The 14,062-nt window shown below is 72.1% G+C and carries 9 protein-coding genes; 3 read left to right on the top strand and 6 right to left on the bottom strand.

Annotated features, from left to right (window positions below):
* Positions 1-115: 115 nt before the first annotated feature.
* The 3 genes from ACLQ2N_RS21400 to ACLQ2N_RS21410 are packed head-to-tail and all read left to right on the top strand — an operon-like array spanning position 116 to position 1,498.
* Positions 116-664 carry a hypothetical protein gene (locus ACLQ2N_RS21400; RefSeq protein WP_425815358.1) on the top strand — a complete coding sequence of 183 codons (549 nt, stop codon included), beginning with the start codon at positions 116-118 and terminating at the stop codon, positions 662-664.
* A gap of 34 nt (positions 665-698) precedes the next feature.
* Positions 699-1,055: a hypothetical protein gene (locus ACLQ2N_RS21405; RefSeq protein ID WP_425815360.1), complete on the top strand. Its 357-nt coding sequence runs from the start codon at positions 699-701 to the stop codon at positions 1,053-1,055.
* Positions 1,056-1,066: 11 nt separating this feature from the next.
* Entirely contained in the window at positions 1,067-1,498 is a 432-nt protein-coding gene (locus tag ACLQ2N_RS21410; RefSeq protein WP_425815362.1) for a glutaredoxin domain-containing protein, read from the top strand.
* 14 nt (positions 1,499-1,512) lie between these two features.
* Here the strand turns inward: ACLQ2N_RS21410 and ACLQ2N_RS21415 are convergent, their stop codons facing one another.
* The 6 genes from ACLQ2N_RS21415 to ACLQ2N_RS21440 form a co-directional block, all read right to left on the bottom strand.
* Positions 1,513-2,400: an NAD-dependent protein deacetylase gene (locus ACLQ2N_RS21415; RefSeq protein WP_425815364.1), complete on the bottom strand. Its 888-nt coding sequence runs from the start codon at positions 2,398-2,400 to the stop codon at positions 1,513-1,515.
* 41 nt (positions 2,401-2,441) lie between these two features.
* On the bottom strand, positions 2,442-5,042 hold the full coding sequence (gene rph / locus ACLQ2N_RS21420; protein ID WP_425815366.1) for a rifamycin-inactivating phosphotransferase: 2,601 nt from the start codon (positions 5,040-5,042) through the stop codon (positions 2,442-2,444).
* A gap of 195 nt (positions 5,043-5,237) precedes the next feature.
* Positions 5,238-6,245 (bottom strand): adenylate/guanylate cyclase domain-containing protein, encoded by a 1,008-nt coding sequence (locus ACLQ2N_RS21425; RefSeq protein WP_425815368.1) that lies wholly within the window; start codon positions 6,243-6,245, stop codon positions 5,238-5,240.
* Complete coding sequence (locus ACLQ2N_RS21430; protein WP_425815370.1) at positions 6,242-6,691, bottom strand: universal stress protein; 450 nt, start codon at positions 6,689-6,691, stop codon at positions 6,242-6,244. Before ACLQ2N_RS21430 ends, ACLQ2N_RS21425 begins: the two co-directional genes overlap by 4 nt.
* Before the next feature lie 134 nt (positions 6,692-6,825).
* On the bottom strand, positions 6,826-10,416 hold the full coding sequence (locus ACLQ2N_RS21435; RefSeq protein ID WP_425815372.1) for a S8 family serine peptidase: 3,591 nt from the start codon (positions 10,414-10,416) through the stop codon (positions 6,826-6,828).
* 19 nt (positions 10,417-10,435) lie between these two features.
* Positions 10,436-14,026, bottom strand: a complete 3,591-nt coding sequence (locus tag ACLQ2N_RS21440; protein ID WP_425815374.1) for a S8 family serine peptidase — start codon at positions 14,024-14,026, stop codon at positions 10,436-10,438.
* Positions 14,027-14,062: the final 36 nt, after the last annotated feature.

Genomic DNA, 14,062 nt, shown 5'->3' on the forward strand with positions numbered 1-14,062 from the left:
AGCGGCCGGAGGGCGCGAGGAGTTATCCGCCGCACGGCGACCCGTGCCGCGCGGGTCCGTGCGGCGAAAACGTTATGGTTCTTCCGCCGTGCACAGGACCGACCGGGGGGCCTTCGTGAGTCTGACCGCACAGATACTGCCGCTCGCGGGCGTCGCCGTGGGCGCCGTCACCTCGTTCCTGGTGACCAGCGCCAACGAGCGCACGCGATGGCGCAGGCAGCAGTCCGTCCGGTGGGACGAACGCCGCCTCACCGCCTACGCCGACTACGCCCACGCGGTCAAGGAACTGGCCGCGCGCTACCAGATGCTCGCCGCCGGCCGGGGCCTCACGACCGGCCCCATCCCCGTGGAGGAGACGCCCGAGGTCCTGGCCGAGGTGGGCCAGTTGGAGTCGCGGCGCTCCGCGCTCTCCGAGACGCTCGGCCTGCTCGGCGACACGGAGGCGAACACCGCCTCCAAGTCCGTGGACCACTGCCTGTGGCGGCTGGAATCCCTGGCCCGGGGCGTCGGGACCGCGGTCGAGCAGGACTGGGACCAGGCGTACCTGCAGTTCCGGCAGGCCCGCGACCGTTACGTCGACCTCGCACGGACCAGCCTCGGCGTGCCGGGGCCCGCCGCTCGCGCCGTGCCCTGGCCGGACGCCTGGCGGCCCTCCGCCGGCTGAGCGGGGCCAGGCCCTGCGCTACCTTCCCGGGGATATGGACGACGACGCCGAGGCACCCTCCACCGAGGCACCCTTCATCGACCCGGAGTCGGACTATCCGTGCTGCTGGTTCTGCCCGGCCCTGCGGCTGCCGCGCACCGGCTTCCTCGTCGCCGACCGGCCCAGCCGGGACTGGCCGTTCGACGCGGCGGACGGCTTCCGGTACACCGTGGACACCCGGACCCCGGTCTGCGTGCACCCCGGCCGCGTCGGCCTGGCGGCAGAGCTCACCGCCCGGACTTATGCGGACCCGCCGTTGCCGGACCCCGGGCAGGAGGCCCCGGACGGGCGTCCGCGCAGGCGGTGGTGGCCGCGGAGGCCCGGCGTCCGGACCCTGCCTGCGCGCCGGTAGCCTGGGGCGCCATGACGCGTGCCTGGCTCCTGCCGATCCTGTTCCTCGCCTCCGGAGCGGCCATCGCCGCCGCGCTGATCGCCGGCGGAAGCGCCGGCGAAGGTGTCTCCCTGCTGGTGGGCTTCGCGCTGCTCTCGGGCCTGAACTCGCCCTTGGTCTTCCCGCGGTCGCTCAGCGCGGCGGAGGCCCGGCGCCGCAGCGCGGCCGACGGCCGTCCCATCGTCTTCTGGCGGCCCGGCTGCGCCTACTGTCTGCGGCTGCGGTTCCGGCTGCGCCGGCACGCCCGCCGGCTGCACTGGGTCGACATCTGGCGCGATCCCGAGGCCGCCGCCGCGGTGCGGGCGGTCAACGACGGCAACGAGACCGTGCCCACCGTCTTCGTGGCGGGGCGGCCCCACACCAATCCGGACCCGGCGTGGGTACGGGAGCAGTTGGCCCGTTGACGGGACGCCACGCTCTACTCCTCGACCCGTAGCCCCAGCCGGTCCGCCACCGTTCCCAGGGCCGCCCCCAGCGGGAGTCCGATCCGCGTGACGGCCTGGACATCGCCCCGGGTCGGCTCGCGGTTCACGATGAGTACGGGCTTCCCGTCCTGTGCCGCCTGCCGGACGAACCGCAGCCCCGACATCACCGTCAGCGAAGACCCCAGAACGAGCAGCGAGGTCGCCGTGCGGACCAGCTCGCGGCAGTGCTCGACCCGCGCCGGGGGCACCGACTCGCCGAAGAACACCACGTCCGGCTTGAGGACGCCGCCGCACACCTCGCACGGCACCACACGGAAGTCCCCGACCTGCTCGTCGGTGAGGTCGGCGTCACCGTCCGGATTGACCCCGGCCGCCACCGGCTGGAACCCGGGGTTCGCCTCCTCCAGGCGCCGGGCGACCTCGCGCCGCGCGACGAGCGTGCCGCAGTCCAGGCAGACGACCCGGTCCAGGCCCCCGTGGAGCTCCACCACGTCCTCGCTGCCCGCGGCCTGGTGCAGGCCGTCGACGTTCTGAGTGATCACCCCGGCGAGCGCGCCGCCGCGCCCGAACGCGGCGACCGCCCGGTGACCGGCGTTCGGGAGGGCGCGCCGGAACGTTTTCCAGCCGAGGTGGCTGCGCGCCCAGTACCGCCGCCGGGCCTGGGCACCGGACGTGAAGTCCTGGTACGTCATCGGGGTGTGCCGGCTCAGGCTGCCGCCCTCGCCCCGGTAGTCGGGGATGCCGGACTCCGTCGAGATACCGGCCCCGCTCAGCACCAGCACACCGCCCCGGCCGAGCGCTTCGACGACGGGGTCCAGGTCGGTGGTGGCCGGGGGCAGCCCCGCGGTGGGGGTCCAGCTGAGAGTGGGGCGCATGCGCATGCCCCCAGGGTACGGAACCGGCCACCTTCCGCCCCGCGCCGTCAGGACAGCAGCTCGATGTACCCGTCGGTGCCGTGGACGCGGATGCGCTGCCCGTCCCGGATGCGCCGCGTGGCGTGCTCGACGCCCACGACGGCCGGCAGCCCGTACTCCCGGGCGATCACCGCGCCATGGGTCATCAGCCCGCCCACCTCGGTCACCAGGCCCGCGATCCCGACGAACAGCGGGGACCAGCTGGGGTCCGTGAAGGTGGTGACCAGGATGTCGCCGGCTTCGAGATCGGCCTCGGCCACGTCCAGGATCACGCGCGCCCTTCCCTCGACGGTCCCGGCGGAGACCGGCAGGCCGTTCAGTGCGCCCTCCGGCACGTCGTCGCGCCGGAACGCCCCGTTCAGCGCCTCGCCGTCCGACGTGAGCACCCGGGGTGGGGTGAGCGCGCTGTACGCCCGGAACTCCTCCCTGCGCCGCCGGATGAGGCCCTGGTCCACCGCGCCGGAGCGCACGGCGTCACCGAACTCCTCCAGCGTGAGGTAAAAGGCGTCCTCCCGGTCGGCCAGCACCCCCGCGTCGGCCAGGCGGCCGGCCTCCCGCAGGAGGGCCTGCCGGTAGAGGGAGTAGCGGCAGACGATCCCGTACTTCGGGTACTCGCGGTACCCGATGAAGGTGCGGACCCGGTCGATCATCCGCTTGGTCTCCTCGGCCTTCCGGTCGCCGTCCGGAAGGGCCCGCAGCCGTGCGAGCACGTCCCGCTCCTTCGCCAGGGCCTTGTGCCGCCCCTCCTCGAAGCGCCGCGCGGCCGTACCCGGCCCGAAGAGCCGCACGTTGTCGAGAATCACCGGCACGAGCGCGGTGGGGCGCTCGCTCCAGCGCGGCCGGGTGATGTCGATCTCGCCGACGCACCGCATGCCGTACCGGTCGAGGTACGCCTCGATGGCCTCCCGGGCCCCGGCCCCGCCCGGGACCTTCTCCAGGCCCTCCAGGAAACCGTCGTCGTCCACGGCGCTCCGCAGATACGCCACCGCCTCCGGATGCGGGCGGATCGCGTCGGCGACGTCGAGGAGGGCGAGCCCCATCTCCGAGGTCACGTTGCCGGGGGCGGACAGGGTCAGAGTGTCGGCCGCGTTCTTCTCGCCGAGCCATTCCAGCAGCTTCTCGTTGAGCCACCAGGTGGACTCCATGCCCGCCATGATCGCCTGCATGCTCACGGGGTCGCCGAGCATTCGCTTGTGCTCCGCGAAGGCCGTCGGCAGGAAGTCGAACAGGGCCGGCCCGGAGTGCGTCCGGATGTCACGCGCGAGGGCGGCGACGGACGCCTCGCTGCGCGCGATCAGCTCGGCCACGACGGCCGGGTCGGTCGCGATCGGCGCGGGCGCGCCACCGGCAGGCGGTGCGGCGGGCACCGGGTCCGGGAGCGTCGGGACGAAGCCGGGGCGGTCCAGGACGGTCTCCAGGGCGTCCCTGACCAGCGGGTCGCCCTTGCCCATCACGTCCAGGAGCCCGGCCCGGACCGAGGGAGAGGCGAGGCGCCCGGTGACGTCCACGAACAGCCGCCCGCCGGCCTCCAGCATCGGAGCCATGGCCGTCAGCCGCCACATCGAGAGGCCCAGGGGCTTCATCGCGTCGGTCATCATCTGCTGGTGTCCGACGGAGACGTAGACGTGGTTCCCGTCGTCCGCCGCCTCAGGTACGGGGAACAGCGTCGTGATCGGCCGGCTCTGGACGATCCGGAAACCGTCGTCGGACAGACACCACTCGATGTCCTGGGGGCGGCCGAAGTGCGCCTCGATCCGCCGCCCGAGCCGGACGAGCCCGAGCACCTGCCCGTCCGTCAGCGCCGGCTCCTCCCGCCGCCGCGCGTCGACCGGCACCTCCCGCGTGCCCCCGCCCTCCACGGCTTCGACGGCGCGCTCCTTGACGGCGATCGACCTGTCGGTGACGCAGCCGTCGCGCACGGTGAAGACGTCCGGGTTGACCAGGCCGGAGACCAGGGCCTCGCCCAGCCCGAAGCCGGCGTCCACCGTGGCGTCCCTGCGGTTCCCCGTCACCGGGTCGGCCGTGAAGAGGACGCCCGACGCCCGCGGGAACACCATCCGCTGCACGACGACGGCCATGTGCACGGCCCGGTGGTCGATGCCGCCCCGCCGGCGGTAGGTCACGGCCCGCTCGGTGAACAGGGACGCCCAGCACCGGCTGAGGTGACGGAGCACCGCCTCCGGACCCACGACGTTCAGATACGAGTCCTGCTGGCCCGCGAACGAGGCCGTCGGCAGGTCCTCCGCCGTCGCGCTGGACCGCACGGCGAACGCGGCGTGTTCGCCGTGCCGGGCGAGTGCGCCCCGGACCGCCGCCACCAGGTCCTCCGGCAGGGCGAGGCCCTCGATGGTCCGCCGGATCTCCGCGCTCAGGGTGCGCACGGCCTCGCGGTCGTCCGGGTCCACGCCCGCGAGCCGGCCGAGCTGTCCGGCGACCGCCGGTTCCGAGGACACGACGCGCCGGAAGGCGTCCGTCGTGACGCAGAACCCGTCCGGCACCCGGACGCCCTCGATCCGCGACAGCGTGGCCAGGTGCGCGCCCTTGCCGCCGACGGCCGCGACCGGCGCCCCGGCGGCCTCGTTCAGCTCCCACACGTAGCGCTCGCGCACGCAGCGTCCTCATTTCCGCAGGTCGGGTTGGTCAGGCCGATGATTCTGCGGCACCACCCGGCCCTTGCCGCAAGCCCCCCGGTGCGCTATAAGTTGGGTACGGCAGGGAGAGGGTTCTCCCTGTCTTCTTGCTTTTGTACGCCGTGCCGGGCCGTCCGCCCGCCACCGGCACGCGCCCCCGGCCGTCTCACCCGCTCACGAACCGGGCCTGCCCCTGCGCAGGAGTACCGGCCGCAGTCGGTTGTAGCCGCGCACCGACACCGGACGCAGCGGCCGCAGCGTGTACGCCGCCGCCCCCGCGAGCTCCCCGGCGAGTGCGGTGTTGACCAGGACGGACGCGGGGCGGGCCACCGCGGTGAGCCGGGCCGCCATGTTGACCGCCTCCCCGTAGACGTCACCGAAGCGGCCGATCACGGGCCCGTGGGCCAGTCCGGTCCGCACCTGCGGCAGCTTCGGGTCGGCCTGGGCCCGCGCCGTCAGCTCCAGGCCGATCCCTGCGGCGTCGGCCGCCGACCCGCAGACGAAGAGCACCTCGTCTCCGATGGTCTTCACCACCTGGCCCCGGCCCTCGGCCACCACGTCGCCGGTCATGGTCTCGAACCGGTCGAGCACGCCCACCAGTTCGGCGCCGTCCAGGCCACGGGTCATCCTGGTGTAGCCCACCATGTCGGTGAACCCGACCGCGCGTTCCCTGACGTGCGCGCCGTCACCGGCCACGGGGCCGGCCTCCCGCTCGTCGGCCGGCACGTGCCCGGCCTGTGCGACGAGATGGCGGCGCCAGACGTACCGCTGGACGCGTTCGATCTCCGGCAGCAGCGCTGCCATGTGCACCAGGAGCGCTTCCCGGCCGGGCGAGGGCTCTCCGTCGCGCCCCATCCAGTCCCGCAGGGTGTCCACCTGCCAGTCGGCGAGCCGGGAGAGATGATGGCCCAGAGCCCGGGCCATCAGGGTCTCGCTGTGCTCGGTGATCAGCCCGGCCGCGATGAGGCGTTCCCCCGCGCGCAGGGCCTCGACGTCGGCGTCGGTGAACACCTCGGCCTCGTCGTCCACCGCGGGGAACCCGAGCGCGCGCCACACCCGTACGGCACGCTCGAACTCCACCCCGGCGCGCGCGGCCACCTCCCGCCGCGTCCAGACCCGGCCGCCGCCGAGCAGTACCTCCTCGACGGATCCCGGGCCCGGGCGGTCCGGCTTCCCGCTCACGTGGTGTGCACGATCAGGACGTCCAGACCGGCCTTCCTGGCGACGTCCGCCGGCACGGAGCCGAGAAGCCGGCCCGCCAGCGACCGCAGCCCCCGGTTGCCGACCACCAGGAGGTCCGCCGAGCACTTCCGGGCCGTCCGCACGAGCGAGGGGACCGGCTCACCCTCCACGGCGACCGTCCGCACCTCGGCCGCGCCCTGCAGACGGGCGCGGTCTCTCGCCGTTCTCAGGGTCTCCTCGGCCGGCGCCGAGCCCACCACCTGGTACGCCTCCGCCCCCAGCTGATCCTGGGCGGAAGCGAGTTCAGGGCCGCGCATGGGTGCGTACGCGCAGGTGACGACGAGCTCGGCGCCGCACACGGCGGCGAGGCGTGCGGCGGCCTCGACGGCCTTGTACGACGATTCCGATCCGTCCGTGCCGACCAGCAGGGTCCGATAGGCGGTCAAGGCAAACTCCTTACTCGGAAGTAAACTTACTTCAGAGTAAGGTAAGGGTGCCGGTGGACCCGGGCAAGAGTGCGGCGGGCCCGCCCCGGAGGTGTCTCCGGAACGGGCCCGCTCATGTGGCCACTTCCTGCGGTTCAGCCCTTCAGGTCGGGACGCTGGGTCACCCGGATCGAGTTGACCAGCGTCTTGCCGGTGACAGCCTTGAAGGCGACGTTCAACTGGCCATCCGTCACCTTGACCGTGAACGTCTTGAACAGCGCGGTGCGGGCGCCGCCCGACTCCAGGCGCACATCCACGTCCGGTACCTTCTCCACGCCTTCACCGAGCACGTCGAACACGCGCTCGCCCGGCTTCGTCCCGGCCGCCTCGGCGAAGCCCAGCTCCACCTGGTAGACGCCGGACGGGACATCGTCGAATCGGTACTCGGCGACACCCTCACGCCCCGAACGCAGCAGCTGCTGCGCCGGGGAGTCGCCGGCGCCGGCGATGTCCTTGCGGGTGTACGTCGGCGCGGTGTTCTGCCCGGTGAACCCGAACGTGCCCTTCGTGTAGGCACCGTCCGCGCTCCACGAGTCGCCGAGTGCGTCCAGCGACGCGGAGTCCGCGCCGACGTCGACGCCCTGCTGATAGGCCGGGACCACCAGCTTCAACGGCAGCGAGAGCGACGGCGCGCGGGCGCTCCGGGAGGTGATGACCAGCGTGCCGTTGTACACCGTCCCCGGTGTGGCCGCCGACGTGTCGAACGTCAGCGTCACCTCACGCTGTGCGCCTGCGGCGAGCGTGCCGGACGATGGAGCGATCTTCAGCCAGGAGGCGCCGGACTTCTCGGCGACCGTGTACGGGGCGGCCGCACCGTCGTTGGTGAGCGTCAGCGTGCGCGCCCGAGTCTCACCGGCGGGAACGGTGAGCTGCCAGCCGTCCTTGTCGTCGGCCCGCACCGCGCCGGTGGTCAGCGCGGTCTCGGTGCGCAGCGCGGACAGGCTCCCCAGCTCGGCGGTACGGCTCGCGGTGCCGTAGTCCGGCGACGCGACCGTGACCTGGTGATCGGCGGTGGCCGCCACCGGGATCTGCGTCAGATAGGCGCCGTCCGCCCGGGTGGTGGCCGTCCCGACGGTCGTGGTGCCCCGGGTGACGGTGACGGTCGCGCCGGCGACCGGCTTGCCGTCGTTCGCGTCGGTCACCGTGCCGGAGACGACCGCGTGGCCCTCCGGCCGGAACCGGATCGCCATCCCGTCGCGCAGCGACAGCTCGTTGTACGAGTACTGCAACGCGTCGGTGCCGTCGTGGTTCTCGGCGCCGATGGTCGCGTTGGTGGCCTGCTCGAAACCCTTCTCGGTGGGGTCGATGCCCTTGTAGTGGAAGGTGTACGTGCCGTCCTCACTCAGCACGGCGGCGAAGCCGATGCGCTGCGAGGTGTCCCGGGCGATCATCATGTCCCGCCACTCGACGACGTACTCCCGATGCGGGGCGGTGCCGCGGACCGAGGTGTAGATGCCCGAGGAGCCGTCCATGGCGAGGTAGTCCCAGAACGGTGACAGCGCACCGTTGGCAGGCGCCTTGGTCGGCAACGGACCGTTGTCGAACATCGAGAGGTAGCCGAAGACCAGCTGACCGTCACGGGTGACCCAGCCCTTGTCGTAGGTGTGCCCGTACAGGGCCACCGGGAAGGGCATGGTGACGGCCGAGTAGGACTTCTCCGACGGCCCGATGGCGAGCTTGCTCTCACCGGTCGGGAATTCCTCGGTCACCTGTCGGCAGGTGGTGCCGAAGGCATCGCTGCGCGTGGCGAGCGCGATGTCCTTGGTGGTCGAGCCCGTCTGCACGTCGGCGACGACGCCGATGGCGGCGGCGCAGTGGTTGAGCGGTGTCAGCCGGATCTGGTAATGGCCCACGGGCAGCGTCAGTTTGTACGTGCCGTCGGCGGCGGTCCTGGCCCGCACCGGGGTGCCCTGCACCTTGAACGCGACATCCGCCTCGGTGCCGGAGTCGCTGCGCACGGTGCCGGTCAGGGTGCCGGTGGGGGCGTCGGTGAGTGCCGCGTCGTGCACGCCCGACACGCCGTCCGCGACGGTGAACGGGGCCGACTCGGTGGCGTAGCCGAACTTGGTCACGGTCACCGTGTAGTCGCCCGACACCAGCCGGGGAAAGGCGTAGGTGCCGTCCTTCTTCGTGGTCAGCATCGCCCGGGTGGGGCCGGTCAGTGAGACCTCGGCGTCGGTGACCGGGTCACCGGCGGCCGTCACCGTGCCGGTCAGGGCGCCGATGTGATCGTGCGGTGCCGCCTCGACGGCCTTGTACACGTCGAGCCGGCCCTCGCCGTAGACGTTGTTGAAGGCGGCGGTGCCGCCGCAGGTGGTGTCGTCGACATCGATCGCGGACTTGTTCAGTACCGCCTCGGTCGCGGTGACGTCACCGCGCAGTGCCGGGGCGGCCGACCAGAGAAGGGCGACCGCGGCGGCGGTGTGCGGCGAGGCCATGGACGTACCCGACTTGGCGGCGTAGCCACCGCCGGGGGCTGCCGAACGGATGTTCACGCCGGGCGCGGAGATGTTCGGCTTCATCGTGCCGTCGACGCCGGGGCCGCGGGACGAGAAGGACGCGATCTTGTTGTTGCTGTCGAAGGCGCCCGAGGCGTAGGCGTTGGGGTAGGCGCCGGGCGTACCGGCCGTGTCGCAGGTCGGTCCGTCGTTGCCGTTCGACATGGCCGGGAAGATGCCGGCGTCCCGCCAGGACTGGACCATCGCCTGGTACCAGGTGTCCAGAGAGAAGGCGCCCCAGGAGTTGTTGATGACGTCGGGGGCGAGGTCGGGCCGCGGGTTCTCCCCGTCGGCGTCGGTCGGCGCGAGCATCCACTGCCCAGCGGCGAGCAGCGCCTCCCGGGGGCAGTCCTGGGTGGTGCACGCCTTCGCGGCGATCCAGCGGGCGCCGGGCGCCACACCGATCGCGTTGCTCGGACCGTCCTCCCCGACCATGGTGCCCACCGTGTGGGTGCCGTGCCCCTGGTCGTCGCACGGGGCGGCCGTGCCACAGGTGCCGGTCGCATCGAACCAGTCGTAGGCGTGGTCGTACGTGCCGTCGGCCTTCAGACCCCGGTACGCCGCGGCGAGAGCCGGGTGCTGGTAGTCGACGCCGGTGTCGATGCTGCCGATGACGACGCCGTCGCCGCGCACCCCGTACTCGTTCCAGACCTTGGGGGCGTTGATGCGGTCGATGTTCCACTCGATGCCGTTGGTCCCGGCCTCGTTGGTGCCCACCGTCGTCGGCGGCAGCGGTACCGGGTCGTCGGCCTGGATCGACGCCACGTCGGAGCGGGCCGCGATCTTCGCGGCCAGGTCCTTGCCACCGGTCACCTTGACGGTGTTGCTGATCCAGTACGACTCGTACGAGGCGCCGGCCTGCTTCAGCAGTGCCTGGAGGCCCCGCTGGGAGCTCTTGGCGTGCGCGGTCTTCGCCTTCAGGACCGCGCGGCCCCGGCCCGCCTTGGTGGCCGCCCTGCTCGCGGCCGAGGTGTCGGCCTGCGAGTCGAGCTGCACCCAGAACGAGACCTTGGCGTGCTGCGTGAAGTCCTTGATCAGGGCACCGTCCGCCTTGCTCAGCAACGCGGTCGGCGCGGACGGCTCCGGGTCGGCGGCGACGGCCGGGAGCGCGCCCAGGAAGGGGGCCCCCAGCGTCGTGGCCAGGGCGGTGGCGAGCAGCCCCCGCCACCGGGCTCTGTGTCTGTTCACTTGCGAACTCCTCATGTGGTCAGCTGCTCAGGTCGGGGCGCTGGGTGACGCGGACGGCGTTGACGAGGGTCTTCTCCGCGCCGGTGGCGACCAGCCGGAGATTCAGCTGACCGTCGGTGACTCTGACCGTGAAGGACTTGGTCAGGGCCCGGTAACTGCCGCCGGTCGTGCCGGCGATGTCCAGGTCGGGCAGCTGCACGGTGCCTTCCGCCAGCACATCGGTGAGGCGCTTCCCGGCGGCCACCTTGCCCAGCTCCGCGAAGTCGAGCTCGATCTGGTAGACGCCGTCCGGGACGTTGTCGAAGCGGTACTCGGCGGCGCCTTCACGAGCGGTGCGGAAGAGCTTGTCGTCGGCGGTGTCCTCGATGGCGTTGGTGGTGCTCACCTTCGTGGACTTGCCGATGAACCCGTACGAGCCCGCGGTGTACTTGAGGTCCGGCGACCAGACCTCCCCGGCGGTGTCGGTGGACACCTTGGCCGCACCGCTGTCGATCGCCGTCCGGTAGCCGGGCACGGACACGGTCAGCGGGATCCTGATCTCGGGGGAGCGGCCGCTGTCGGACGCGATGACGAGGGTGCCCTTGAGGGCGGTGCCGGGCGCCACGCCGTGCGTGTCGAAGGTCAGGACGACCTCCTGCTTCCCGTCCTTCGTGAGCCGGCCCTCGGCGGGAGCGGCTCCGAACCAGGCGGCGCCACCCGCCTCGGTGACCGTGTACGCGGTGTCCGCACCGGAGTTGGTGAGGGTCAGGGTGCGCTGCCGGCTCTCGTCGGCGGGGACCACGACGGTCGTCGCGGTGGCAGGGGTGGCCGAGACCTTGCCGGTGGCCAGAGCCGTCGACAGCTGCTCCGCGGAGCCGGTCGCCAGGGGGACGGTGCGGTGGACCGCCGTGTAGTGCGGGGCGTCGATCGTGACCGCGTAGTCGGCCTTGTCCTTGGTCACCGGCGTCTGCACCAGGTAGGTGCCGTCCGGCAGGGTCGTCCCGGTGGCGACGGTCTTGCCGTCACGGGCGACGGTGACGGTGGCGCCGGTGAGTGCCTTCCCGTCGTTGCCGTCGGTGACCGCTCCGGACAGCGCTGCGGTTCGGGTCGGCAGGAACTCCACGGCCAGGCCGTTCTGCACGGACTCCTCGTTGTACGAGTACATCAGGGCGTCGGTGCCGTCGGCGGACTCGGCGCCGATCGTGGCACCCGAGCCGTGGCCGTAGCCGGTGCCGGTGATGTCCGCGTAGTGGAACGAGTACGTGCCGTCCTCGCTGATCACCGCGGAGAAGTCGAGCCGTTGGGTGCGGTCGGTGCTGAGCACCATGTTCCGCCACTCGACGACCACTTCGCGGTGCGGGGCGGTGCCCCGGGTCGACCAGAACATGTCGCCGTCGGCGGTGGCCAGCTGGAGGTTGTCCCAGAACGGGTAGAGCGAGCCGTTGGGAAGGCCCGAGAAGGGCAGGGTCCGGTTGGCGTTGACGCCGACGGACTGCTCGAAGCTGAGGTAGCCCTCGATGTTCGCGCTGGCCTTCGTGTACGTCTTGCCGTACAGCGCCACCGGGAACGGGAGGTTGATCGCGGCCGAACCGTCGTAGTCGCTGCTGGTGCTCAGCCGGGTCGTGCCGGTCGGGAACGCGGTGTCGTGGGTGGTGCGGCAGACGGTGCCGAAGCGGTCGCTGCGGCTGGGCAGCACGATGTCCTTGTGTATCCCGTCCGGGGTCACCTGCATGCTGAACGTCCCGGCCGTGGCGCACTGGGCGACGGGGGTGATCGTCAGCTGGTAGGTGCCGGTGGGCAGTTCCAGCCGGTAGCTGCCGTCGGCCCCCGTCTTCGTGGTCGTGCTCGCGGGTGCGCCCGCCACCTCGATCTTCGCGCCGGACTCGGGGCCGGACAGGGTGCTCACGACTCCGGAGAGCGTGCCCGTGGGTGCGACGGCGAGGCTCAGGTCACGTGTGGCGATGGTGCCCTCGGTGACCGTGGCGGTGGACTCGGCAGTGGTGTAGCCGTACTTGGTGACCTCCACCCGGTAGTCGCCGACCATCAGCTTCGGCAGGCTGTACGTGCCGTCGGCGCGGGTCTCCGCCAGGGCGTTCATCGGCCCGTCAAGCTCCACGGTGGCGCCGGCGAGGGGCGCGTCGGCGGAGGTGACGGTGCCGGTCAGACCGCCGAGCGGACCGCGCGGCACGGATGCCACGGCCTCGTAGGCGTCGAGCCGCCCTTCGCCGTAGACGTTGTTGTTCTCCGGGGTGCCGCCGCACGTGGTGTCGTCCGCGTCGTGGGCGGTGCGGTCGAGCAGGCGCTCGGTGGCCGCCACGTCGCCGCGGATCGCCGGGGAGGCCGCCCACATCAGCGCCACGGTGGCGGCGGTGTGGGGTGAGGCCATCGACGTACCCGACATGACGGCGAAGCCGCCGCCGGGCGCTGCCGAGCGGATGTCGACACCGGGGGCGGAGATGTCCGGCTTGACCGCGCCCTCCTCACCGGAGCCCCGGGAGGAGAAGTACGCGATGTCCCCCGCGTTGTCGTAGGCGCCGGTGGCGTACGAGTTGGTGTACGCGCCCGGGGAGCCCGCCGTGGCGCAGTCGGGGCCCGCGTTCCCGTTGGAGAAGGCGGGGAAGATACCGGCGTCGCGCCACGCCTGGACCATGTCCTTGTACCAGGTGTCGATGATGTCGGCACCCCACGAGTTGTTGACGACATCGGGGGCGAGGTCCGGACGGGGGTCGTTGCCGAAGCGGTCGGTGGGCGCAAGGATCCACTGACCGGAGGCCATCAGGGCGTCCTGGGAACAGCCGAGTGGGGTGCACGCCTTCGCGGCGATCCACTTGGCGCCGGGGGCGACGCCGATCGTGTTGCCGTCCCGGTCGTTGCCGACCATGGTGCCCATGGTGTGGGTGCCGTGCCCGTGGTCGTCGCACGGAGCGTCCCCCGGACAACTCGCCGTGGCGTCGAACCAGTTGTAGTCGTGTGCGTAGGTGCCGTCCGTCTTCAGGCCGCGGTAGGAGCCCATGAGGGTCGAGTGCTGGTAGTCGACGCCCGTGTCGATGTTGGCGATGACCACGCCGTCACCCCGGATGCCCAGCTCGTCCCACACCTTGGGTGCGTTGATGCTGTCGAGGTTCCACTCGACGCCGTTGACCTTCGGCTCCTGCTCGGCGGGGAACTCCTCGGGCAGCTGGAACAGCCGGTCCGGCTCGATGGCGGCGACCTCGGGGCGGGCCGCGATCTTCTGCGCCAGGGCCTTGTCGCCGGTGACCTTGACGGTGTTGCTGATCCAGTACGAGGTGGCGTGCGCGCCCGCCTTCTTCACCAGCGCCTCGACGCCGGCCTGGGTGCTCGCCGCGTGCTTCTTCTTGGCCGCGATCAGGGCCTTGTCGCGGCCCGTCCTCGTCTTCTGCTTCCTGGCGCTCGAGGTGTCCGCCTGGGAGTCCAGCCGTACCCAGAACGTCGCGGTGTCCTTCTTGTCGAGCTGCCGCACGACGTCTGCGGCGGCCTTGCTCCGCAGGTCGTTCACCGGCGGTGGCGGGGGAGCGGCCGCCGCGGGTACTGCCGCGAGGAGCGGCACCCCCATGGCCACGGTGAGCGCGGCGGCCAGCAGGCCGTGGCGTCTCCTGAGTTGCTGTCTCACGTACGGACTCTCTTTCCGAAGGGTGATGGAGCCGGC

Origin of the sequence: Streptomyces sp. DT224, assembly GCF_049844595.1 — a bacterium.
GTDB lineage: Bacteria > Actinomycetota > Actinomycetes > Streptomycetales > Streptomycetaceae > Streptomyces.